This is a genomic window from Pseudahrensia aquimaris, assembly GCF_042676045.1.
Classification (GTDB): domain Bacteria; phylum Pseudomonadota; class Alphaproteobacteria; order Rhizobiales; family Rhizobiaceae; genus Pseudahrensia; species Pseudahrensia aquimaris.
Window position 1 is genome coordinate 221,738 of the sequence record NZ_JBHTJV010000005.1, and the last position, 22,668, is coordinate 244,405.

Sequence of the window (22,668 nt, forward strand, 5' to 3'; positions counted from 1 at the left end):
AAATGAAGTTCACACCCCTTCACGACCGCATCCTGGTTCGCCGCATTGAGGCGGACGAAAAGACAGCAGGCGGCATCATCATTCCAGACACAGCCAAAGAAAAGCCGATGGAAGGCGAAGTCATCGCTGTCGGTTCCGGCGCGCGCGACGAGACGGGCCACAAAGTGCCGCTCGACGTTCAGGCCGGTGATTTCATTTTGTTTGGCAAGTGGTCAGGAACCGAAGTCACCATAGACGGTGAAGAGCTGCTCATCATGAAAGAAAGCGATGTGATGGGCATCGTCCACCACACCGAAGCTGCCAAGAAAGCCGCCTGATCCTCGTGCGGATCAGGCTTTTTTGTAAAGGAGCAATTCTATGTCTGCAAAAGAAGTGAAGTTTTCCACCGATGCCCGCACGCGCATGCTGCGGGGCGTGGATATTCTGGCCGACGCGGTGAAAGTCACCCTCGGCCCCAAGGGGCGCAACGTCGTCATCGACAAATCCTTCGGCGCACCGCGCATCACGAAAGACGGCGTTTCCGTCGCCAAGGAAATCGAGCTTGAAGACAAGTTCGAAAACATGGGCGCACAGATGGTGCGCGAAGTGGCCTCCAAGACCAACGATCTGGCAGGCGACGGCACCACCACCGCAACTGTGCTGGCCCAAGCCATCGTCCGCGAAGGCGCAAAGGCAGTCGCCGCCGGCATGAATCCGATGGATCTCAAACGCGGCATCGACCTGGCGGTCGACAAAGTCGTCGCGGAGCTGAAAGCCAACGCCAAGGCGATTTCGAAAAACGAAGAGATTGCCCAGGTCGGCACCATTTCCGCCAACGGCGACAACGAGATCGGCGAGTTCCTCTCCCGCGCCATGGAAAAGGTCGGCAACGAGGGCGTCATCACTGTTGAAGAAGCCAAGTCGCTGGAAACCGAGTTGGAAGTCGTCGAAGGCATGCAGTTCGACCGCGGTTACCTCTCCCCGTATTTCGTGACCAATCAGGATAAGATGCGGGTGGAACTGGAAGACCCTTACATTCTGTTGCACGAGAAAAAGCTGTCGAACCTCCAGTCCATCCTGCCGCTGCTTGAAGCTGTCGTTCAGTCAGGCAAGCCGCTGCTCATCATTGCCGAAGACGTGGAAGGCGAAGCGCTGGCGACGCTGGTGGTCAACCGCCTGCGCGGTGGCCTGAAGGTCGCTGCCGTGAAAGCACCGGGCTTCGGCGACCGCCGCAAAGCCATGTTGCAGGATATCGCGGTCCTTACCGGCGGCGAGGTTATTTCCGAAGACCTTGGCATCAAGCTTGAAAACGTCACGCTCGATATGCTGGGCACCGCCCGCAAGGTCGCGATCACCAAGGAAGACACCACCGTGGTCGATGGCGCTGGCGACAAGGCGGCAATCGACGCCCGTGTGGCGCAGATCAAGCAGCAGATCGAGGAAACCACCTCCGACTATGACCGCGAGAAACTGCAAGAGCGTCTGGCGAAACTCGCAGGCGGCGTGGCCGTTCTGCGCGTCGGCGGCGCAACCGAAGTGGAAGTGAAGGAAAAGAAAGACCGCGTCGATGACGCCCTTCACGCCACCCGCGCAGCCGTCGAAGAAGGCATCGTGCCAGGTGGTGGCGTGGCCCTGCTTCGGGCGGCAAAAGCGTTGGAAGGCATGACCGGTGCCAACGAAGACCAGACCCGTGGCATCTCCATCGTCCGTTGGGCGATTGAGGCCCCCGCCCGTCAGATTGCCTCTAATGCGGGGCATGAGGCTTCCGTCATCGTTGGCAAAATCCGCGAGAACGATAAGGCCTCGTGGGGCTGGAACGCACAGACGGACGAATACGGCGATCTGTTCAAAATGGGCGTTATCGACCCCGCCAAGGTGGTTCGCACGGCCCTGCAAGACGCTTCGTCCATCGCGGGCCTGCTCGTCACCACCGAAGCGATGGTGGCTGAGGTGCCGAAGAAGGAGGCCGCACCCGCCATGCCGGCAGGTGCAGGCATGGACTTCTAAGCCGTCAGGCTATCAGGCCAAAAGGAAAGCGGCGCTTCGGGAAACCGGAGCGCCGTTTTTCACATGTGGTCCCGGGCTTCTTTCTCCGCCCGCAGCCAGATGGCAATGCCACCGGCAATGCTGCCGATAAGCGATGCAAAGCTGAACAGAAGCAGGAAAGTGAACAGCAACCACTGATCCGATTTCTCAATCATGGTGCCGATGCGGCGCACGTCGTGGTGGATAATGAGGTAGCCGATCAGAATACCAATCGCCCCACCCCAGGCTGTCTGCACCATAATCATGCGCAGCCACGACCAATGCTCGTCGCGCAAGGCCGCGCGTTGCCGCTCGCTCATCTTACGTTGCGGCGGTGCAGACGTGTCGTCTTCGGGTGTGTCGCCGAAAAACCGTGCCGCTCGGGAGGGATGTTTTCTTCGCATGCCCCCTCCTTTCAGCTTTTCAATGAGGCTTGCTAAGCCAACCCGCGGGGCGGGCGTTGGTTGGCAATGTTAAACTGCATGCCCGCCAGCAAATCAGCGAGATCAGGCCGGGCCGCAGGTCCGTTGCTGATACATGTAATCTGCAAAACGCCCGATGGCGATATGCAAAAGTGTCCCGGTTCGGCGAAGTTGCGGTCGTTCTCCGCCTCCGATAGCGGCGATGAGATGTAAAGCCCCAGCGCCTCCATCTGGCGCTCGCTCAAGCCATAGGCCAGCGGAAACGTCCAGCCAAACTCCTCCAGATCAGCCTTCGCCTTTGTTTCGGGATCGGCGGAGACGACCAGAATATCGAAACCCGCAGCCTCCCAATCCCCCTTCATCGCTTCCAGCTTGTTGAGATAGGTTTTGCATTTTGGGCAGTGCTTACCGCGATACACGATGAACAATGTCCAGCGTTCCCGCGCGCCGCCGATGCTGACCATGGCGCCGCCCACAAGGTGAAAATCCATTTCGGGAAATTGGCTTCCCGCATCCAGTTTCATGGAAGGCATTGGTGGTCCCCTAACGCTCTGTTTTCGCAAAACGCCAGTGTTGCCGAAAAACGGCCCCGCGCCAAACGATCATCTTGGCAAAATAAACCCCTGCCCGCCCCTTGGACCACGGTTGTCGCTCCCCATATCATCGGTTTAGAGATTTTCACACGACACTTTGATCAAGGACACGACCCCATGGCTGACGAAAAACCAGATCCCGCAAACAACTTCCCCGCAGGCTACGAGCCAGCTTCGGTTTGGACATGGGACAAAGGCAATGGCGGGAAATTTGCCAACATCAACCGCCCGATTTCCGGCGCAACGTCCGAAAAAGACCTGCCCGTCGGCAAACATCCCTTGCAGCTCTATTCCCTCGCCACCCCCAACGGCGTGAAAGTCACCGTGATGCTGGAAGAGCTTCTGGCGAAAGGTTTCAGCGAGGCGGAATACGACGCTTGGCTTATCAATATTGGCGAAGGCGACCAATTCGGCTCCGGCTTCGTCGGCGCAAACCCCAATTCCAAAATCCCCGCGCTGATGGACCACAGTGTGCCGGAACCGCGCCGCGTGTTCGAATCCGGCGCGATCCTTCTCTATCTGGCTGAGAAGTTTGGCGCGTTCCTGCCCACCGAACCCAAGGCCCGCACCGAGGCGCTCAACTGGCTATTCTGGCAGATGGGTTCCGCGCCCTATCTCGGTGGCGGCTTCGGCCATTTCTACGCCTATGCGCCGATCAAGATCCAATACGCCATCGACCGTTTCGCGATGGAAACCAAGCGCCAGCTTCACGTGCTCGACACCCATCTGGCCGACAATCAATTCATGGCGGGCAAGGATTATTCCATCGCCGACATGGCCATCTGGCCCTGGTATGGCAACGTCGTCACCGGCACGATCTACGGCGAATCTGGCACGTTCCTGCAGGTGCAGGAATACGAAAACGTCATCCGCTGGCAGAAGGAAATCGCCGAGCGCGAACCCGTCAAGCGCGGCCGCATGGTCAACCGCCCCTTCGGCCCGAAGGAAGAGCAATTGCACGAACGCCACGACGCCTCCGATTTCGAGCTGAAAACGCAGGATAAATTGGAAGCGGCCGAATAACGGTCCCTTAAACCGCTGTCTGTATACTCGGCCTCACCACAAGACCCGAGCAACAGACAGCGACATGAAGGCATTTGCCCCCATTGCTTTGCTAGCCCTGATTTCCGCAGCCCTCGTGGCGGCGGATTTCACGCTGTCTTCTGGACTGGACGCTGAAAAAGCAGCCGCGCCCCAGCGCCAAGCACTCGTCAGCCAAGACAAGCCCACGCAGCCCGCACCCGCCCCGCTGTCGCAGAAGTTGACCGCGCAAATTTGCACGGACATGCCAACGCAGGCAGACCGCCGCAACTGCTTCACCCGGTTTTTCGCCCAGCAACAGCCATTGGAAGAAGCATCAGAAGCGCTGGCAATCAAAGACGCTTGGCGCATCAACACGCGGCGTTTGGAGACCGACAAAACAGGCCGCATCCTCATCCGCAGCGCCAACATCCGCGCAACTGACGCACAGGCCGAAGGTCACGCCATCCAGCACATCTACGCCGCTTGCCGTGCGGGCCGCCACAGCCTTTGGCTCGATCTGGGCGAGGAAATCAGGGGCCGCAACGCCAACATTGCGGTCGAGTTCAGCTTCGACGGCGCGCCCTTCCTCACCACCTTCTTCGACGCATCGCAAAAGCGCACGGCCGTTGGCGTGTGGCAGGACGGTGCAACGCGCGACCTGCTGCAACAACTGGCGCAGGCCAAGTCCGTGCGCGTGCGCCCCATCCACGCGGAAATTTCGCAAGTCCCGGCAGAGTTCGACACCACCGCGCTGGCCCATGCGCTGGAGCCGTTCAAAATCGCCTGCCCCTAAGCCTCACTGCCCAAAACGAGGCTGGAAATCCCGCCCACCCGTGATATATCGGCTCCATGCACAAACACCGCGGCTTTCCATCGCGCCTTCCCGGCACGGATTATCAGTTCACCTTGCGCCGTGAGAACAAAGCGGGCGCCACGAAAATCATCGCCCGTGAGCGCTACGCCGACCGCAACCCGAAGGACCGCACGGCGGACATGAATTTCCTCGCCTGTCTGGTAAAGCATTTCGGCGACCAACCCTTCGAGCGCGGCAATCTCGACGCGGGCCGCATTTCGTGGCTGTTTGGCCGCGAGGTCATTCCCGCCGAAGACCCGTTCGACCCCGAAAGCTACGAAGCCCTGCTCATGGTCAACCGCAAGGTCGCCGAACGCTCCTTCCCCGAGGCTTTCGACGCAGACAACTGGATCGATTGAACAGCCCGTCTCCCCTAAAAACCCCGCCGTGCCGTCCCCATATCGAGGGAGAGGGGCACACCGGCAAGGAGACGCAAACCATGAAAATCGAACGCATCAGCGACAACCGCCTCGACTTCACCCTCACCGGCAAGCTCGACGCCGAGCGCATGAGAAGCCTGCTGGACGAGTTTTTCGAAAAATCCGAAGGCATGGAACACGGCCAGATGCTTTACGTCATCAAGGATTTCGAGTGGCCGTCGCTCTCCGCGCTGGCCGTCGAAATGCGCTACATGCCCCGCCTGTTCGGCCTCATCTCCCGCATAGACCGCGTGGCCGTGCTCACCGACACCGACTGGATCCGCAAAGCCGCCCTCATAGAAGGCAAACTCATCCCCGGCATCACGATCAAGGATTTCGACCTCGACGAGCACGAAAAAGCCGAAAAATGGCTCGCCGCCGGATGATGAAGGGTGGGCGGATATGCTGGCCCTGCACCCTAACCTGGCTCGCCGTGTGCGCGGTGATGCTGGGGGTGGTTTGGGGGCTGGGGTGATGCGGGATGTGGTGGCAAAAAACCAGCCTATTCTGTGCTTCTATGCCGCCTGTTCTGTACTGAAGTAGCTCGTTCCATTGCGATTTTCGATGACAGGGTTTTCGATTCCGAGCACAGACTTCATGTTTTCCAGAATCTCTTCAGAGACATGAAATGCCCCTAGATAGACGGTTGGGCCAAAGCGGTCGGTACGACCCAAAACATCGACCTTGCAGTGAGCGCGTTTGTACAGTTTCAGCATTGCAGGAACGAAATTCCCAACGATTGTCTTAATGCCAGCAGCACAGCCAATTTCTCCGATACCAACCAACAATTCTTCGGAGACGCATGAGATTCGCGCCCTTGAGGCTGGCGTATCAAGCCGCCTTTCGTCCACGCAAAACCTGGTGCACTCCCAGATAGTTGGGGACTCAAACTCCATTCCATCAGGCATGGTGTCGTAAAACACATCCTTGAGAAGTGTCGGACATGTGGTCGGAAGCAGTCTCAGTGAACCCAAAACGGAATCGTTAGTTGGATCCAAATTCAGCAAATACACTGCTTCATTGTGATCATATTCATCAATCTCCAAACCATCGTCGGTAACACTGACATCCCATCCCAAGCGCTCGCCAAATACGAATGCCCTTTGCTTATGCATTTGCTCCAACTGCGATTTATATAGGTGTTTATTGAATTGCTCCACGATGTGAATCACTGCTGCATACCCCGTTTTAGGTCGATCTAGACCAACAGGAAATCCGAGAGACCCACTTTGGTAAACATGCACAATTGTGTGTATCTTACACCTGAGAATCCGGCCGGATGAACCCAAGCTCAATCGCTTTGCTAATGGCTTGAGAGGTGTTGGCAGTGTTGAGCTTGTGTCTGGCTGTTCTCAGATACGCACGAACTGTATTTTCAGATAAATTCAAGATCGTTGCGGTTTCGCTCATGGTTTTCCCTCGGCTCATCCACTCAAGGCATTCTAGAGAGCGTGGAGGTAACCGCGACACTTCGCCGCCAATCACTCGCGAAATCGCTGTTTTATGAACACAATGACCAATTTCCAAAAGATCAGATATTTTTGGACGCCACCACTCAGACCATTCTTGGAACGGCAGGTCGGAGCTGATTGAGAACAAGCCGCGGTGGCCGTACCGTCCGATCAAAGGGATGGATAAGCCATTCACGCCGACTTCGTGTTCGGCCGCATCTTCGAAAAACGCTTTTTCGGCTTCGCTTATGATCTCGATCTCTGTCCAGTCGAACGCTAAAGAGCGTGAAAAGCCCTCTCTGACGACAGGATCGACATCAATATACCCGCGCGTAAGGTAGCGCTTTATCCATGAGGCGGGATAAGTGAGCCGAATGTAGGGATCGACGGATGGCCGTGCTCCCAAGCGAGAGGAGTGGTAGGCTATGAACTTTGCCGCCCCATCCTCTGCCAACACTCTGTTCAGCGCATTGATCGATTGCTCGACAGATTTTTCGGATTCAATCGCTTTGAACGCGCGTTCCCGAAACGTTTGAACATTCTCTTTGAACTTCTCCATTTGAAACTAAATTCCCCCTCGAAATCGAACTTGAAGACGCCCGATCCAATTCAATCAAACCTTGATAAAATGGTTCAAGATCAAGGTTATCGCAGTTGTCTATGGCAAGTGAAATACTGGCTATGTAAAGCGATCTCACAGAAGACATGGCCAACATAAAGTCGCGCCTTTGTCTTGGGCACTCGGTAAACCGTGCAGCTCCCATTGTTACCCCACCAAGTCGAATTGAATTTCTTCCAAACAAGTAGCCTTGCGTTGCGCAAAACGAAACCTGCACAATGGTAGGTAGCTGAAATCAAATTTTTTGTGCTAAGAATCATTTCGGGGAGGCTAGATGCGAAATCGTGTTTGTTGACAGACAGGAGAATTTCTTGCCGAGCCCTTTTCAAAAATTTCTTGAACCCCAATCGCTTGCTGACCCAAGAAGCAGCCCAGTAACAGATGCAGAACGAGAAGCTGCTGACGTGCTTGCAAATTCGCACGGACCGAACAGCGCAGAGGAAGCGTTATTTAGGGCACTTACATCGGAGAAAAACGATGACCTACGGACCAGCTTTTTTTGGATCAACGTGTATGTTGAGCTGAAATCTCGCGAATTTCAGGTGAATGCTTAATTCCCCCCCCAAAAACTTACCCCCGCCTCTCCCCCTTCCCCCACAATCCTCCCCATCCCGTGCGCGGGGAACGGTGGTGCCGGGCCGTCGGATATCATGCGCAAGGGACGGCTGCCGGAATTGCGGATAACGGAACGCTTTCCCGGCACCCTGCCTCGGTCCAGCAACGCGCATTGGGGAAGCCCAACGGTCAGGTTCTGACTCCTGCTTCAGCTTTTAAAAGAAGCGGCAGCAGGGAAAATGGCAGGGTTCAACAGCCGGTGGGGCGGGCGATGGCGCGCACACACACTACCAGATAGGCGCGCTTTCACCCGCTCCACAGTTCCCGCCGCCCGTGCGGTTTGAACCAGCCCAACTCTCGCGGAGAAAACCCTCCGGCGGAGGTTTTTGTGTTGCGTCCAAAGTCGGACGCAAGAACGGTTGCAACGCAAGCCGCTGAACGGCAAGATCGCCCTTCCAAGCCGGAGGGGACACTGCCGAAATGTTCAAAAAGATTCTGATCGCAAACCGCGGCGAAATCGCCTGTCGTGTCATCAAAACCGCCCGCGCCATGGGCATCAAGACCGTAGCCGTTTATTCCGACGCCGATAAGGACGCGCTGCACGTCTCAATGGCTGACGAGGCCATCCATATCGGCCCTCCGGCGGCAAACGAATCCTACATCGTGATCGACAAGATCATGGACGCGATCAAGGCTTCGGGCGCACAGGCCGTCCACCCCGGCTACGGCTTTCTGTCCGAAAATCCGAAATTTGCCGAAGCCCTGAAGAAAGCCAACGTCGCCTTCATAGGTCCGCCCGTCGGCGCGATTGAGGCAATGGGCGACAAGATCACGTCTAAGAAGCTCGCCCAGGAAGCAGGCGTCTCCACCGTGCCGGGCCATATGGGCCTGATCGAAGACGCAGATGAGGCCGTCAAGATCGCCTCGGAAATCGGCTATCCGGTGATGATCAAAGCCTCCGCAGGCGGCGGCGGCAAAGGCATGAGAATCGCATGGGACGACGCAGGCGCGCGCGAAGGGTTCCAGTCGTCAAAGAACGAAGCCGCCAATTCCTTCGGCGACGACCGCATCTTCATCGAGAAGTTCGTCACCCAGCCGCGCCACATCGAAATTCAGGTTCTGGCCGACAGCCACGGAAATTGCATCTATCTCGGCGAGCGCGAATGCTCCATCCAGCGCCGAAACCAAAAGGTAATCGAAGAAGCGCCCTCCCCCTTCCTCGATGAAAAAACCCGCAAGGCAATGGGCGAACAAGCAGTGGCGCTGGCCCAGGCCGTCGATTATTCCAGCGCAGGGACGGTCGAATTCATCGTCGATGGGGACCGCAATTTCTACTTCCTGGAGATGAACACCCGCCTGCAAGTCGAACACCCCGTCACCGAACTCATCACCGGCATCGACCTCGTCGAACAGATGATCCGCGTCGCCTACGGTGAAAAACTCACCATCAAGCAGAGCGATGTAACCTTGAACGGCTGGGCCATAGAGAGCCGTCTCTACGCCGAAGACCCCTATCGCAACTTCCTGCCCTCTATCGGTCGTCTGACAAGATATCGCCCCCCGCAAGAAGGCGAGCAGAACGACGGCACGATCATTCGCAACGATACCGGCGTGTATGAGGGCGGCGAGATATCTATGTTCTACGATCCCATGATCGCCAAACTGTGCACATGGGGCAAAGACCGCATCACCGCCATCGACGCCATGCGCGTCGCGCTCGACACGTTTGAGGTCGATGGCATTGGGCACAACCTGCCTTTCCTGTCTGCCGTGATGGACCACGAGCGCTTCCGCTCCGGCAACATCACCACCGCCTTCATCGAAGAAGAGTATCCTGAGGGTTTCGAAGGCACGCAGCCGGACGCGGAGACAGCCCGCAACCTTGCCGCATGCGCCGCGGCCATGAACATGATCGCGCAACTTCGGCGGACAAGAATTTCCGGCGCAATGACAAACCACAAGCGTCGTGTCGGCAAGGATTGGGTCGTCTCGCTCGATGGAGAGGAATACCCCCTGCGCCTGAAAGCGAAGAATGAAGGTGCCAAGATCAAGTTCGCAGACGGCAGCAAGGTCAAACTGCTGACCGACTGGCGCCCCGGCCAAACCATCATGCGCGCCACTGTCAACGGTGCGCCAATTGCGGTTAAGGTCAAAGCCATCCCTGCCGGTTTCGCCCTCACCTATCGTGGCGCGGACGTCAAAGCCATCGTCCTCTCCCCTCGCATGGCGGAACTCAACCGCCATATGATTGCGAAGGTGGCGCCAGACACGTCCAAGCAACTCTTATGCCCCATGCCCGGCCTTGTGGTAGACATCATGGTCAGCGAAGGCGACGAGGTTCAGGAAGGTCAGGCGTTGGCCACGGTTGAAGCCATGAAGATGGAAAACATCTTGCGGGCTGAGAAGAAAACCAAGGTCACCAAAGTTCATGCCGCTAAAGGCGAAAGCCTAGCGGTGGACGAAGTTATCATGGAATTTGAATAAGGCTGCCTACCAGCTCTGCTCTTCAAGCGGGAATTGACGGATGAACGTCGGATCATCGCTGCAGCGTATGTAAAGCATGCCCGGTGTCGCGGCGCGACCGCCCTCGGTGATGCCGGTGCACTCCCTGTTGGTCAGCAGCATGAGAGCGTGGTGGCGGATAGCGATAACTTCTTCGGCCTTGAACCCACGAGTCTTCCGCCCCGGTAACTTGCTCAGACGTTGATCGTCCAGCGCTTTGATGTAGCTCGTTGGACGTTGTGAAAAATCTATGGTGGAAATTTCACCAAGCGCAGGCGCAGGCTGAACACTCGTCAGTTCAACGGGAGCTTCGAACGATGCAGGCTTAGCCGCAGGCACCGTAACGGTAGCGCCAGTGGAAGCCTTGCCTTCGGGATCGATCATGACAATTTGCGCTTCCGACCCCTCTTCCTTCGGCGCAGCTTCCACGGGAGCAGGCTCGACAACCGCAACTTCCGCCTCGACCTGAACCGGCTCTTCGGTTGTCACTTCTGGTTCAACAGGTTTCGTTTCAACCACTTCAGCTTTTGGAGGCTGCTCGACCTTCACCTCTTTCTCAGGCTTAGCCATAGCAACCACAGCATCCGACCCGACAATCCCAGTTTCTGCAACAGCAGTCTCGCTTTCAGGCGTCATAGGAGGTTTGCTTGCCTCGACGGATTCCTTGGGTGCAACTTCAGGGAGTTTCTCAGCGACCTTCACCTTAACCTCATCAGCAGGCTCTGGCTTTGCGATCGCAACCTCGGGGGTCTCAACCTTGGCTTGCTGCTCAGCGACCGTCTCCGCTGGTGCTTCTGGCGCTTTGTACACAAAACCCGTCTTAGGTTTGTCTGGGGCTTTCTCAACGACTGTCTCAACAGGTTCTTTCACGGCCTCAGCGACATCAGGAGCTTTTTCAACTTTGACAGGTTCTTCGATCCTCGCGACTTCTCGTTCCGCTCGCTCAGCCTCAACCACAGGAGTTGCTGCGATTTCCGGCTTCACAGCAGGTTTGGCACCATCAACGGTCGCAGGGGTTTGCTCAGATTCATTAACCTTCCCAGCCACCACGACATCCGTTCCGGGGCGGAAAGCGGGTAGTGTCACCAGACGGCGCTGGGCGCGGCGTGGAGCTACCCGTTTGCGCACAGGCTTTTTGGCAGCCGGCTTGCTCTTGACAGCTTCCGCTTCTTTCAAAAACGGATCGGTCGCATGTGCAGTTCCGCTCAGGAAAAGCGCAAGCGCAATAGTCAAAGCACCGGATTTAACTCGCATCGCAGTCATCACATTCCATCGTTTCGGGCATTACCATCAGGGCACCTTTTGCAAAAGATGCCGCTTAAGCAACACATTAACCAAACCATTCCCACTTTTACAGAGACCTTCCCTCTCATCGTTAACGCCGCTTAATGCTAAGGGTTAAGTCAGCAGAGCTTGGCCGGGCGCTAGCATCAGTCTACAAAGCAAATTGAAAACAGGGAGCATCCGCAAGTGAGTAAAAACGACCTGCCGAGAGACTGGCTCGACCTCGCATCCAAAGAGATGAAGGGCGGCGACCCGCATGCGCTTGTCTGGGATACGCCGGAAGGCATTGCCGTCAAACCGCTTTACACTGCCCAAGACACTGAGGGGCTGGCACACCTTAATTCCACTCCAGGCATGCCGCCCTACACTCGCGGACCGAAAGCCACTATGTATGCGGGCCGCCCTTGGACAATCCGTCAATATGCGGGTTTTTCCACCGCCGAAGAAAGTAACAAGTTCTACCGCGCAAACTTGGCAGCAGGCCAAAAAGGGCTCTCCGTTGCCTTTGATCTGGCAACCCACCGTGGTTACGATTCAGACCATCCCCGCGTTGTAGGCGATGTCGGGAAAGCGGGCGTGGCTATCGATTCCGTCGAGGACATGAAAATCCTGTTCGACGGCATTCCGCTCGATGAAATGTCGGTTTCTATGACCATGAACGGCGCGGTCATTCCCGTTCTGGCATCGTTCATTGTCGCAGGCGAAGAGCAAGGCGTGGACCGCTCCAAGCTCTCCGGAACGATCCAGAACGACATTCTCAAAGAATTCATGGTGCGCAACACCTACATCTATCCGCCCGAACCCTCTATGCGCATCGTCGCGGACATCATCGAATACACGGCAAGAGAAATGCCGAAATACAATTCGATTTCGATTTCCGGCTATCACATGCAGGAAGCAGGTTCGACGCTGGTGCAGGAACTGGCGTTCACCTTAGCCGACGGACGCGAATATGTTCGCGCCGCCATTGCCAAAGGCATGGATGTTGACGCTTTCGCTGGACGACTTTCATTCTTCTTTTGCATTGGCATGAATTTTTTTATGGAAGCAGCGAAGCTTCGCGCCGCACGCTATCTTTGGGCCAAAATTATGGCAGACTTTGGCGCCAGCGAACGCAGCCAAATGTTGCGCACCCACTGCCAAACGTCTGGTGTCTCGCTGCAGGAACAAGATCCCTACAACAACATTGTGCGCACAGCCTACGAAGCCATGAGTGCGGTGCTCGGCGGCACCCAAAGCCTGCACACCAACTCGTTCGATGAGGCAATTGCGCTGCCGACAGATTTCTCCGCCCGAATAGCACGCAACACACAACTGATGTTGCAACACGAAACGGGCGTCACCAAAGTCGTCGATCCACTTGCGGGTTCATACTACGTAGAGAAACTGACAGGCGACTTGATCGACGAAGCATGGGCTTTGATGGAAGAAATCGAAGCTCTTGGAGGCATGACAGAAGCCATCAACAAAGGCATGCCAAAAGCACGAATCGAAGAGGCAGCCGCCCAGAAGCAAGCGCGTATCGACAAAGGCGACGAGGTCATCGTTGGCGTCAACAAGTTTAAACCAAGTTTCGAAGCCCCCATGGATGTGCGCGATATCGACAACGCTGCCGTGCGCGATGCGCAGATAGCGCGCCTCATGCGTATTCGTAAAACGCGCAACGCCGAGGCACATTCCACAGCTTTGGCGAACCTCGAAGAAGTAGCGCGGTCGGGAAATGGCAATATCCTAGAGGCCGCAGTCGAAGCGGCCCGTGCTCGCGCAACTGTCGGCGAAATTTCATGGGCGATGGAAAACGCTTTTGGCCGCCATGCCGCCGATATCATCACCATTGAGGGTATCTACGGCGAAACGTTCGGTGACGACCCGCTCTACAAGAAAACCCAAGATACAATTTCTGGGTTCGCAGAGAAACTTGGTCGGAAGCCACGGGTGCTCGTGTGCAAAATGGGGCAAGATGGCCATGATCGAGGCGCCAAAGTTATCGCGACAGCGTTCCAAGACCTAGGCTTTGACGTTACCGTAGGCCCCCTGTTTCAAACGCCTGAAGAAGCAGCACAATTGGCTGTTGAAGAAGACGTGGATATCGTCGGCGTCTCATCTCATGCCGCAGGCCATAAGACACTGGCACCATTGCTATTGGAAGAATTGGCAAAGCTAGACGCGGCCGAAAAAATTGTCATTTGCGGCGGCGTCATCCCCAATCAAGACTACGATTTCCTGCACCGGGCCGGTGTTAAACAAGTATTTGGTCCCGGCACAAACATCCCAGAAGCAGCGCTGTCTCTCGTTGATTTGCTTAGCGAACAATTCCGTGGGCGGAACATCTAGACCTTGGAGAGCTTTCTCCCCACTTTGGCCCAATTGGGAACTGCGGTTTTTGCCGTGTCCGGTGCGCTTGCGGGCCTACGGAACCGGTTGGACATAGTCGGCGTAACATTCGTTGCGACGCTCACCGGAATTGGCGGGGGGACAGCACGCGATTTGCTGCTTGGTGACACCCCGCTGGCTTGGATCAAGGATCCGACAGATCTTTTCATATGCATCGCGATCGCCATCTTGGTTGCCACGCTCAACAAGCCTTTGTTGGGTCGCAGGCTTGCAGGCCTCTATTTTGCGGACGCACTGGGCCTCGCGCTTTTCGCCGTCCTTGGAGCGGCAAAGGCCGAAACGCTGAATGCCCATCCCTTCATTTGCGTTCTCCTGGGCGCGATGACGGCGAGCTTTGGTGGCATCATCCGTGATGTCGTTTGCAACGATACGCCCGTCTTTCTACAAGAAGAAATATACATAACAGCAGCCCTAGCAGGAGCCGCATTGTATATAATTCTTCCGCAATCGATCGGCTTTGAACTGCGCGCATCTGCAGGGTTTGTTTTTGCTTTCGCCTTACGCATGCTTGCGATCCGATACAACTGGTCCCTGCCCTTCCCGCGCTACGATGACGAACAACGATGAAATTCCAGCCTGTGGCCTTTGCCTGCGGCCAATACCGCCGCACGCAAAACAATCGCTGCACCACCTTATTCCAAAACTGAAAGGCGGTCGCGGCGGCCCCACGATTCTGCTTCATCACGCCTGCCACAACGAAATTCACGCGACACTGACGGAGGCAGAACTGGCACGAGATTACGACACGCCCGCGAAACTTCGCGCTCATCCCCATCTGGCCGGTTTCATCAAATGGCTCGCCAACAAGCCGCCAGACTTTCACCCCCGCACGCAGAAGAGCCTTCGGCGGCGCAAGCGCTGATTTTGTCTTTTTTTAAACGCCAATCTTGTCTAGGCTGATCGCATGAACCTGCTGAAAAAAACCACAAACCCAATGATCGATCCGTTTGGCAGAACAGTTGATTATCTGCGGGTATCCGTGACGGACCGCTGCGATTTCCGTTGCGTTTATTGCATGGCAGAAGACATGACTTTCCTGCCAAAGCGCGAATTGCTGACACTGGAAGAACTTGATCGGCTTTGCTCTACCTTCATCGAAAAAGGCGTGCGCAAACTGCGTCTCACCGGTGGGGAACCACTGGTGCGCAAGAACATCATGGAACTCATCCGCAATCTTTCGCGTCACCTAAAAACGGGCGCACTTGAAGAGCTAACTCTGACAACCAACGGCTCACAATTGGCGCGATATGCCCAGGAACTTGCCGATTGCGGCGTGCGGCGGATCAACGTTTCAATCGACACGTTGGATCGGGAGAAGTTCCAACAAATCACCCGCTGGGGCCAGCTAGGAAAAGTGATGGAGGGCTTAGCTGCTGCAAATGCAGCCGGTCTTCAAGTGAAGATTAATGCGGTGGCGCTGAAAGGTGTGAACGAATTTGAAATCGAGAACATGATCGAGTGGGCGCATGGCGAAGGCCACGACTTCACCCTGATCGAAACCATGCCTTTGGGCGAGATCGACGAAGACCGCACCGACCAATATTTACCGCTGTCCCTCGTCCGTTCTCGGCTTGAGGAAAAGTGGAACCTCACGTCAATTCCCTATAAGACTGGCGGGCCTGCGCGATACGTTGAAATCGCCGAGACTGGCGGCCGCCTCGGCTTCATCACACCTCTCACACATAATTTCTGCGAAAGCTGCAATAGGGTGCGCCTCACCTGCACAGGCACACTCTACATGTGCCTGGGCCAGGATGACGCGGCCGATCTGCGCGCGCCGCTTCGCGCATCGGAAGGCAATGACTTGCTATCAGATGCGATTGACGAGGCGATCAGCCGTAAACCGAAGGGTCACGATTTCATTATCGAGCGCGAGGGTGAGGCTCCCGCCGTATTACGCCATATGAGCGTAACCGGGGGCTAACCAAAATCCGTGCGTTTGGTTCAGGTGAGGAACCAAACAAGCACTAGCGAATAGAGCATTGCAGCACCGATCAAGAGATACGCTTGAAAATACTTTGGTGTAGCCTTGTTGAGAGCCTCGTTGGCCTGCGCCAAAAGATCGGGCCATGTGTAAGAAACGAAATCGCCCTGGGTCATGATGGCGATCACATCACCGTTTTCGTCAATCACCGGCAAACGTCGGAACCGCTCGTTGGACATAATCCGAAGCCAGTCATGAACGCTGTCTTCAGGTCCAGCAGTGCGCACATCTCGTGTCATCACGTCTGCGATTTTGGTTTTCTTAGCGTCAAGCCCCGCATTGACGATCCGCTTCATCACATCACGCTCGGTGAACAATCCGACCATTTTTCCGTCATCGCCGTTAACGACGACAGAGCCGTAGTTCTTCGCTGACATTTCAGCCACAGCTTCCGAAACCAAAGTGTCCTGATGGGTGGTCAGCGGTTTCGGCTTAGATTTGAATTCAATACGGTCAATAATGCGCATCAGTAACCTCCATCTGCATTAGGTTTGCGTGCAGCAAGCTAACACATGCAGAGGTCAAAATACGGCCTGCAACCTATTGCCACATTCGGCGACCTGTTTAGCCCAATTCCAAGAGCAGTTTTTCCGCACGCCCGGAGACACTTTTTCTAGCATCATGCGAATGCCGCTGAAGGTGAGGCTTCAGCCATGCACCAAGTTCAGGCTGGTCGACACTCCACTTCGCCAACACTTTCATAGAATTGTTGAGGACGATCCAATCATCATGGTTTGCCAAATTTCGCTGCATGATTTCGATAGCCCGAGACTTCTGCTCATCACTCAATAGATCGCGCGTAAGGTCAAACAGCAGCGCTAGCGTCCATTGGGTGGAGGCTTGATCGATAGCGGCTACGTCGCTCTGGAGACCATCCATAAAATCCATCGCCCAATCAGGATGCTCGATGGTCACCCGTTTCATGGCGTTAGAAACTCGCAGTCGCACGACTTCATCCTCACTGAAATAGCACTGATAAAGATCTCGATGCCGGGAGCGATCAGCAAGCACAGCATCAACAACTTCGAGGGTGCGGCCCAATGAATTGGAATGTCCGCCCGTCAACATATCCTCGAATTCCTTCACCTCAGCATTCATTATTCTAACTCTCCAATTCCTCCCGCTTCATCTCCAGCGCAAGCCAGGTTTCTTCAGACTCTGTAAGCTTTGCCTGTCGCTCGGCCAGCGTATCGACCAGCTTGTTGAAACGCGCTGGATTGCTTTCAAACAAGTTCGGCTCACCCAACGCTTTATTTAGCTTTGCAATATCGCCTTCCAATTTTTCCATCTCATGCGGAAGCGTGTCTAGGGCGTGCTGCTCCTTGAAGGTTAATTTAAGGGATGATGCAGTCTTCGGTTTGGCGCGCACCGCTTCTTTCCCGCGTTTTTCGCCACCTGTTTTTTTGTGAGCAAAAGGGTTTTCACCGCGTTGGCTCAGCATATCAGAATAACCGCCGGAATATTCCTGCCATTGCCCCTCACCTTCAGGAACCACGACTGACGTGCAAATCCGATCCAGAAAGTCTCTATCGTGAGACACCACAATGACCGTGCCTTGATAGTCAGAAATCATTTCTTGCAACAAGTCTAGAGTCTCAAGGTCGAGGTCGTTTGTTGGCTCGTCCAAGACTAGAAAATTCGATGGCAGGCGCAATTGCATAGCCAGAACCAGCCGTCCGCGCTCGCCACCGGAAAGAACGTGAACGGGAGTACCAGCCTGTTCCGGCAAGAACAGAAAATCCTTCATATACGCCTGCACGTGTTTCGTGCCATCTCCAACCGAGACGACGTCCGAACCACCACCTGTAAGTGCCTCGCGCACAGTCATGTCTGGGCTCAAGGTTGTTCGCTTTTGATCAACCACCAACATATTCAGATTTGCACCATGAATTACCTTGCCTTCATCCGGTTGCAACTCGCCGATGAGAAGTTTGACAAGCGTGGTTTTGCCAACCCCGTTGGGTCCCACAATGCCGAGCCGTTCCCCGCGGGCGATGCGGGTGGAAAAGTCTCGCACCAGCGTACGATCTTCGAAACTCTTGGAAACACCCTCCACGCGCGCTACCAACTTACCGGAAGTCTCCGCTTCAACGACCGTCATCGAAACTGAGCCTTGCGGTTTCAGTCTTTCGGCCCGTTGTTGACGCAACGCACCCAAGTCGCCAAGCCGCTTCATATTGCGTTTCCGGCGTCCGGAAACGCCGTGAGTTACCCAGTGCTCTTCACGAACAATCTTGCGGTCGAGTTTGTGTGCGTCTAATTCCTCTTGCTCCAAAAGGGTATCGCGCCAGTCCTCGAAAGACGCGAAAGACTTGGCCAAAAGGCGTGTTACGCCTCTGTCCACCCAAAGGGTTTGACGCGAAAGATTTTCAAGAAAACGTCGATCGTGCGAAATCATCACCAACGCAGAGCGGCAAGCCTTCAACGTTTGCTCCAACCATTCAATCGCAGGAAGATCCAGATGATTGGTTGGTTCGTCCAGAAGCAAAACATCCGGATCAGGCGCGAGTGCGCGAGCCAGCGCAGCGCGCCGCGCTTCGCCCCCAGAGAGATTCGTCGTGACCGACGCTCCATCCAATCCCAGCGCCTCCATCATCCGCGCAGCGCGATGGAGATCGTCGCCCTCCTCCAATCCGTCAAGAACATAAGCTTCGATACTATCATAGGGAGTTAGGTCTGGCTCTTGCACCAAGTAGCGTATGGTCGTCCCCGGTTGCACAAACCGCTCGCCGCCATCAGCCTCGACCAATCCGGCCGCGATCTTCAGCAGCGTTGACTTTCCAGATCCATTGCGCCCCACAAGGCACAATCGCTCCCCAGCGTGCACAGCCAAATCCGCACCCGTGAGAAGTGGTGTGGAACCAAATGTCAGTTTTGTGTCACGAAGTGCGAGAAGCGGGGGCGCCATTTATAATACCGTGTCAACGAAACATGCAGTGTTCGCAGAACGAGGCTCAGAAACCGCAATAGAGCGCTCTCGAATCCGTTCAACCAACCGCATTTGTGTCTAATCTGCTAGCGAGTTTCGCTCAGAGACAAACACCATTCACTCGTAGAATGAAAGGGCTTGCTTAGCGGTTATTGCTCGCGGAACGCACGGTGGAAGCTGTCAACCAAAGGCTGCATGACGTAGGCTACAAATGTGCGTGGATTGGAGACAACATACACCTCCGCGGCCATTCCGTTACGCACTTCATCAATACCCGTTTTCTTGCCCGGCGTATCACGCATACGGGCACGAGCGAGAAAGTAGCTCTCTCCTGTCTGCTCATCCGTTATTGAATCAGCGGAAACGAAAGTTACCGTTGCATCAATTGGATCATAAAGACGACGGTTCAAAGTGGTTATAGTCACACGTGCGTCCTGTTCTGGCTGCACTTGCTTGGCCTTATTGAGCGGAACGCGGAATTCGACCAGCAGTTCAGCATCGAGCGGCACGATCTCAGCAATCGGTTGCCCCGCTGGAACGACACCACCGGTTGTATTGGCGCTCAAATTAACGATGGTTCCGGCAACAGGAGCGCGAAGTTCAGTTAGGTCCAACGCCGTCTGTGCTGCTGGAATTTGATCGCGAATTTCCGCCAATTCTCCGATGATTTTAGTCATCTCCTCAGAGCGTTTCTCACGATCATTTTCCTGAATTTCGGTCAGCTTTGACGTAGCTTCAGCAATACGTTGGTTCGTAGCTTCAATTTCAGAGCGGAGGTTCTGGCCGGATGTGATTTGTTCAAGCTGCGTCTTCTCCAAATCCCAGAGACGGGATTTCGGCAAGAAGCCTTCATCAGCCAACGGCCTCACGCGCGATAGTTCACGCTCGGTCAAAGCGAGCAGTCGCTGCCCACCGGCTAAGCGTGCTTCCAGTCCTAGCTTTTGCTCCTTGAAGGTCTCGATTTGACGCCCAATTGTCTCCAATTGCGCTGCAAGACGGTTCCGCGCAGCTTCAAATTCACGCCGCTGTTCTTCCAAAACAGGGCTTGCCTGTTGCTGCGCCTGCACAGCCACTTCATCAATGATGCCTTGCCCGCCACGCAGGTTGGATAACGTGTCATCAGTTGCTGGAACACTAACGGGTCCAATTACGCTCTCGCCACGTTGCTCAGCTTCGTAACGAGCTTTCCGGGCCAGAAGGGTTCGTTGCCGCGCCATCAATCGCGTCAGTTCGGCCTGCTTGGCGCTGCGATCGAGCGTCAAAAGCAGATCACCCGCTTTGACCTGTGATCCATCTCGAACCAAAATTTCGCGCACAACGCCACCATCGGGGTGCTGCACCAGTTTATTGTTGCCAGTAGAAATGATCTTGCCACCTGCAACAACCGCAGACGAAATCGGAGACAAAACAGCCCAAAGACCGAAGATCAGCAAAAAACCGAAAACAAACATCAGCCCTTTTGAGACAATGCTTTTGTGACCCGTGGGAACATTATCGCCCCACGACGCCGTCAATTCGCGTGGTGCGTTTTTGTCAGCGCCTAAAGGTGCGGCAGCCGTTTGAGCAGCATCTGCTGGCACTTCTTTTTTTACGGGGTCAATTTTGCCGAGCGGAACTTTTTCACCCACATTGGCCGAAGCCGCAGCGGCAGCCGTCGCGGCAGCACCGCTGGAAGCTGATTGCTGGGTTGGCCCGGAGTCTGGTGTGTGAGTCTCAGCCGAGGATTCGGGTGTTTCCATATCGGGAACGTCATCAACAACATGCGCAGGCGCATCTTCACCACCACGAGAAGTTCTCAACCCATGGTTTTTGGCGGCCAGCTTTTCGGCCTCTTCTAACATCGCAAGAATATCGTTGGGCTTCATACCGATTCTCCCAATCCCGCAGAACCACCGACACTTTCAGCCGTTGCGGCGGACGCCTTGCTTGAACGCTCGCGCTTTTCGCTGCGTGGAGACTGCACTGGAATGCGTTGGGTTTTCGCCGTCACTGTTTTCGGCCCACTGCGCTGCTTGCCCTGATCATCGAAATTTGCGGCAACATAGGCATCAACCTTGCCATTACGTATCGTCAAGACATAGTCAGCCGCACGCAAAACGGACCTGCGCTGAGTGATGATAATAATGGTGCGGCCCTGCGCTTTGGCCCGTTCCAGTGCCTGAACAAGGCTTTCTTCGCCCTCGGCATCCAAGTGAGCGTTCGGCTCGTCCAGAACCAGAACACGCGGGTTTGTATAGAGCGCACGGGCAAGCGCGATGCGCTGTTTTTGCCCGCCGGACAACATGATTTTACCCGGACCAATCACAGTCCCGTAGCCATCATTCAAGCGTGTGATCATCTCGTGAACACCGGCAGCCTGAGCGGCTGCAACCACGCGACGCTCGTCTGGACGGGTTTCCAGCCGCGCAATATTTTCTGCAAGCGTTGCGGGAAATAGGGTAATTTCCTGGCTAACATAGCCCACGCTTTCTCCCCATTGATCTTCGGGCCACTGGCTGCGCTCAGCACCGTCAAGACGCACCTGGCCTTCGTCCAAATTCAAAGCCCCGACAATGGCCTTGGCGACCGTAGACTTGCCAGCACCGGACGGACCGATGATTGCAAGCGTTTTTCCCGCTTCAAGATCGAATGAAATACCGTCCAAAATTGGAGGACCACTGCCCTCTTCATGGGGATTCCACACCAGATTTTCGACAGAGATATGGCCAGCCGGCTCAGGCAAACGAATTTTGTCTTCGTCGCCATCGCTTTGAGCCAAAAGCTCCTTGATATTCTTATCAGCGTCACGAGCCATCGCAATGCGATCCCAGCCGCCGATCACTTGCTCGATTGGACCGAGCGCACGGCCAGAAATCATTGAGGCGGCGAAGATCACACCACCGGAAATCACGCCATTGATAACCAGATACGCACCCCAAGCCATGATAAGAATCTGCAAGACTTTGCGGACAGCTTTTGACGTTCCGTAAAATGCGGAAGCCTGTGAAGCAGCCTCATCGCTGGCGCGCAGCGACATGCCCATTTGCGTGCCCCAACGCTCCATGATTGATGGCAAAAGCCCCATGGCGCGGATGTCTTCAGAACGCGAAAAAACAGACTGAGCAAAAGTAAGCGCGCCTACATCAAACTGTTTCGCCTGCTCGCTCTTTTCTGCCGTCATGGTTTTGTTGAGCCATGCGACAGCGGCCAGCAAAACCATGCCAACGACCGTAACCACGCCCAACGTCCAGTGCAGCAGGAACATCAGCAGCAAAAAGAACGGCGTAAACGGCAAGTCAAACAGGCCGACAAGCGTGCGTGAAGATATAAAGCTGCGCACATTGTTGAAATCACGCAAATAAGACGAGCTTTGCACCCGCCCATTGCTGGCGGCCAAACGAGAGAACAGCGGATCGGCCACCTCCACGGTGTATTTGGCCGATGCCCGCTGCGCAAGCACGCCTCGGACCGCCTCTGCAATGCCAAACAGGATCATCGCACCGATGGCAATGAGAGAGATATAAATCAATGTTTCCAGAGAGTTGGACGACAAAACGCGGTCGTATATTTGCAACATGTGCAACGCCGGGACGATGACCAACAGATTGACCGCAATCGAGAAGATCGCAATCCATTTCAGGCTACCTTTGAACACCG

21 protein-coding genes are annotated in these 22,668 nt (G+C 55.4%); 11 read left to right on the forward strand and 10 right to left on the reverse strand.

Translation table 11 applies throughout. The annotated features are described in order from the left end of the window. Positions 1 to 2: 2 nt before the first annotated feature. Positions 3 to 317 (forward strand): co-chaperone GroES, encoded by a 315-nt coding sequence (locus ACFQ14_RS08465; protein WP_377212291.1) that lies wholly within the window; start codon positions 3 to 5, stop codon positions 315 to 317. A 40-nt stretch (positions 318 to 357) separates the two neighbouring features. Beyond that, a complete protein-coding gene (groL, locus tag ACFQ14_RS08470; protein ID WP_377212292.1) occupies positions 358 to 1,986 on the forward strand; it encodes a chaperonin GroEL in 1,629 nt (542 codons plus the stop codon). A 59-nt stretch (positions 1,987 to 2,045) separates the two neighbouring features. Here groL and ACFQ14_RS08475 read toward each other — a convergent pair whose 3' ends face one another. Together ACFQ14_RS08475 and ACFQ14_RS08480 are read right to left on the reverse strand one after the other, a co-directional pair. Further along, the gene (locus ACFQ14_RS08475) at positions 2,046 to 2,408 is read right to left on the reverse strand and encodes a hypothetical protein (protein WP_377212293.1); all 363 of its coding nucleotides are present in this window, start codon (positions 2,406 to 2,408) and stop codon (positions 2,046 to 2,048) included. A 32-nt stretch (positions 2,409 to 2,440) separates the two neighbouring features. Then, positions 2,441 to 2,959 (reverse strand): redoxin domain-containing protein, encoded by a 519-nt coding sequence (locus ACFQ14_RS08480; RefSeq protein WP_377212294.1) that lies wholly within the window; start codon positions 2,957 to 2,959, stop codon positions 2,441 to 2,443. A gap of 177 nt (positions 2,960 to 3,136) precedes the next feature. On the opposite strand from ACFQ14_RS08480, the gene yghU reads away from it, so the two are divergent. The 4 genes from yghU to ACFQ14_RS08500 all read left to right on the forward strand — a co-directional run bounded on the left by yghU (position 3,137) and on the right by ACFQ14_RS08500 (position 5,700). Next, complete coding sequence (yghU, locus tag ACFQ14_RS08485; RefSeq protein WP_377212295.1) at positions 3,137 to 4,042, forward strand: glutathione-dependent disulfide-bond oxidoreductase; 906 nt, start codon at positions 3,137 to 3,139, stop codon at positions 4,040 to 4,042. Positions 4,043 to 4,106: 64 nt separating this feature from the next. Next, entirely contained in the window at positions 4,107 to 4,835 is a 729-nt protein-coding gene (locus ACFQ14_RS08490) for a hypothetical protein (protein ID WP_377212296.1), read from the forward strand. A gap of 56 nt (positions 4,836 to 4,891) precedes the next feature. Further along, positions 4,892 to 5,254 carry a hypothetical protein gene (locus ACFQ14_RS08495; RefSeq protein WP_377212297.1) on the forward strand — a complete coding sequence of 121 codons (363 nt, stop codon included), beginning with the start codon at positions 4,892 to 4,894 and terminating at the stop codon, positions 5,252 to 5,254. An 80-nt stretch (positions 5,255 to 5,334) separates the two neighbouring features. Beyond that, entirely contained in the window at positions 5,335 to 5,700 is a 366-nt protein-coding gene (locus tag ACFQ14_RS08500; protein WP_377212298.1) for a SpoIIAA family protein, read from the forward strand. A 129-nt stretch (positions 5,701 to 5,829) separates the two neighbouring features. On the opposite strand, the gene ACFQ14_RS08505 is transcribed toward ACFQ14_RS08500, so the two are convergent. Further along, on the reverse strand, positions 5,830 to 6,486 hold the full coding sequence (locus ACFQ14_RS08505; protein ID WP_377212299.1) for an acyl-homoserine-lactone synthase: 657 nt from the start codon (positions 6,484 to 6,486) through the stop codon (positions 5,830 to 5,832). An 85-nt stretch (positions 6,487 to 6,571) separates the two neighbouring features. Next, positions 6,572 to 7,324: a helix-turn-helix transcriptional regulator gene (locus ACFQ14_RS08510; RefSeq protein ID WP_377212300.1), complete on the reverse strand. Its 753-nt coding sequence runs from the start codon at positions 7,322 to 7,324 to the stop codon at positions 6,572 to 6,574. Positions 7,325 to 8,419: 1,095 nt separating this feature from the next. Between ACFQ14_RS08510 and ACFQ14_RS08515 the strand changes: the two genes are divergently transcribed. After that, complete coding sequence (locus ACFQ14_RS08515; protein WP_377212301.1) at positions 8,420 to 10,423, forward strand: acetyl-CoA carboxylase biotin carboxylase subunit; 2,004 nt, start codon at positions 8,420 to 8,422, stop codon at positions 10,421 to 10,423. A gap of 6 nt (positions 10,424 to 10,429) precedes the next feature. On the opposite strand, the gene ACFQ14_RS08520 is transcribed toward ACFQ14_RS08515, so the two are convergent. After that, positions 10,430 to 11,704: a hypothetical protein gene (locus ACFQ14_RS08520; RefSeq protein ID WP_377212302.1), complete on the reverse strand. Its 1,275-nt coding sequence runs from the start codon at positions 11,702 to 11,704 to the stop codon at positions 10,430 to 10,432. Positions 11,705 to 11,911: 207 nt separating this feature from the next. Here ACFQ14_RS08520 and scpA point away from each other — a divergent pair, with 207 nt between their 5' ends. Genes scpA through moaA form a run of 4 tightly spaced genes read left to right on the forward strand, consistent with a single transcriptional unit; the run spans position 11,912 to position 16,043 of the window. After that, positions 11,912 to 14,059: a methylmalonyl-CoA mutase gene (scpA, locus tag ACFQ14_RS08525; RefSeq protein ID WP_377212303.1), complete on the forward strand. Its 2,148-nt coding sequence runs from the start codon at positions 11,912 to 11,914 to the stop codon at positions 14,057 to 14,059. Positions 14,060 to 14,062: 3 nt separating this feature from the next. Beyond that, positions 14,063 to 14,686: a trimeric intracellular cation channel family protein gene (locus ACFQ14_RS08530; protein WP_377212304.1), complete on the forward strand. Its 624-nt coding sequence runs from the start codon at positions 14,063 to 14,065 to the stop codon at positions 14,684 to 14,686. Further along, a complete protein-coding gene (locus ACFQ14_RS08535) occupies positions 14,670 to 14,981 on the forward strand; it encodes a restriction endonuclease (protein WP_377212305.1) in 312 nt (103 codons plus the stop codon). Before ACFQ14_RS08530 ends, ACFQ14_RS08535 begins: the two co-directional genes overlap by 17 nt. 42 nt (positions 14,982 to 15,023) lie before the next feature. Next, on the forward strand, positions 15,024 to 16,043 hold the full coding sequence (gene moaA, locus ACFQ14_RS08540; RefSeq protein WP_377212306.1) for a GTP 3',8-cyclase MoaA: 1,020 nt from the start codon (positions 15,024 to 15,026) through the stop codon (positions 16,041 to 16,043). 20 nt (positions 16,044 to 16,063) lie between these two features. Here moaA and ACFQ14_RS08545 read toward each other — a convergent pair whose 3' ends face one another. From ACFQ14_RS08545 to ACFQ14_RS08565, 5 genes are all read right to left on the reverse strand, one after another. Then, entirely contained in the window at positions 16,064 to 16,570 is a 507-nt protein-coding gene (locus ACFQ14_RS08545; RefSeq protein ID WP_377212307.1) for a CBS domain-containing protein, read from the reverse strand. A gap of 97 nt (positions 16,571 to 16,667) precedes the next feature. Beyond that, complete coding sequence (locus ACFQ14_RS08550) at positions 16,668 to 17,201, reverse strand: hypothetical protein (RefSeq protein WP_377212308.1); 534 nt, start codon at positions 17,199 to 17,201, stop codon at positions 16,668 to 16,670. Positions 17,202 to 17,205: 4 nt separating this feature from the next. Further along, positions 17,206 to 19,011, reverse strand: coding sequence for an ABC-F family ATP-binding cassette domain-containing protein (locus ACFQ14_RS08555; protein WP_377212309.1), 1,806 nt, complete (start codon positions 19,009 to 19,011; stop codon positions 17,206 to 17,208). Positions 19,012 to 19,181: 170 nt separating this feature from the next. After that, entirely contained in the window at positions 19,182 to 20,897 is a 1,716-nt protein-coding gene (locus tag ACFQ14_RS08560; RefSeq protein WP_377212310.1) for an HlyD family type I secretion periplasmic adaptor subunit, read from the reverse strand. After that, positions 20,894 to 22,666 carry a type I secretion system permease/ATPase gene (locus ACFQ14_RS08565; RefSeq protein ID WP_377212311.1) on the reverse strand — a complete coding sequence of 591 codons (1,773 nt, stop codon included), beginning with the start codon at positions 22,664 to 22,666 and terminating at the stop codon, positions 20,894 to 20,896. Before ACFQ14_RS08565 ends, ACFQ14_RS08560 begins: the two co-directional genes overlap by 4 nt. Between the last annotated feature and the right edge of the window lie 2 nt (positions 22,667 to 22,668).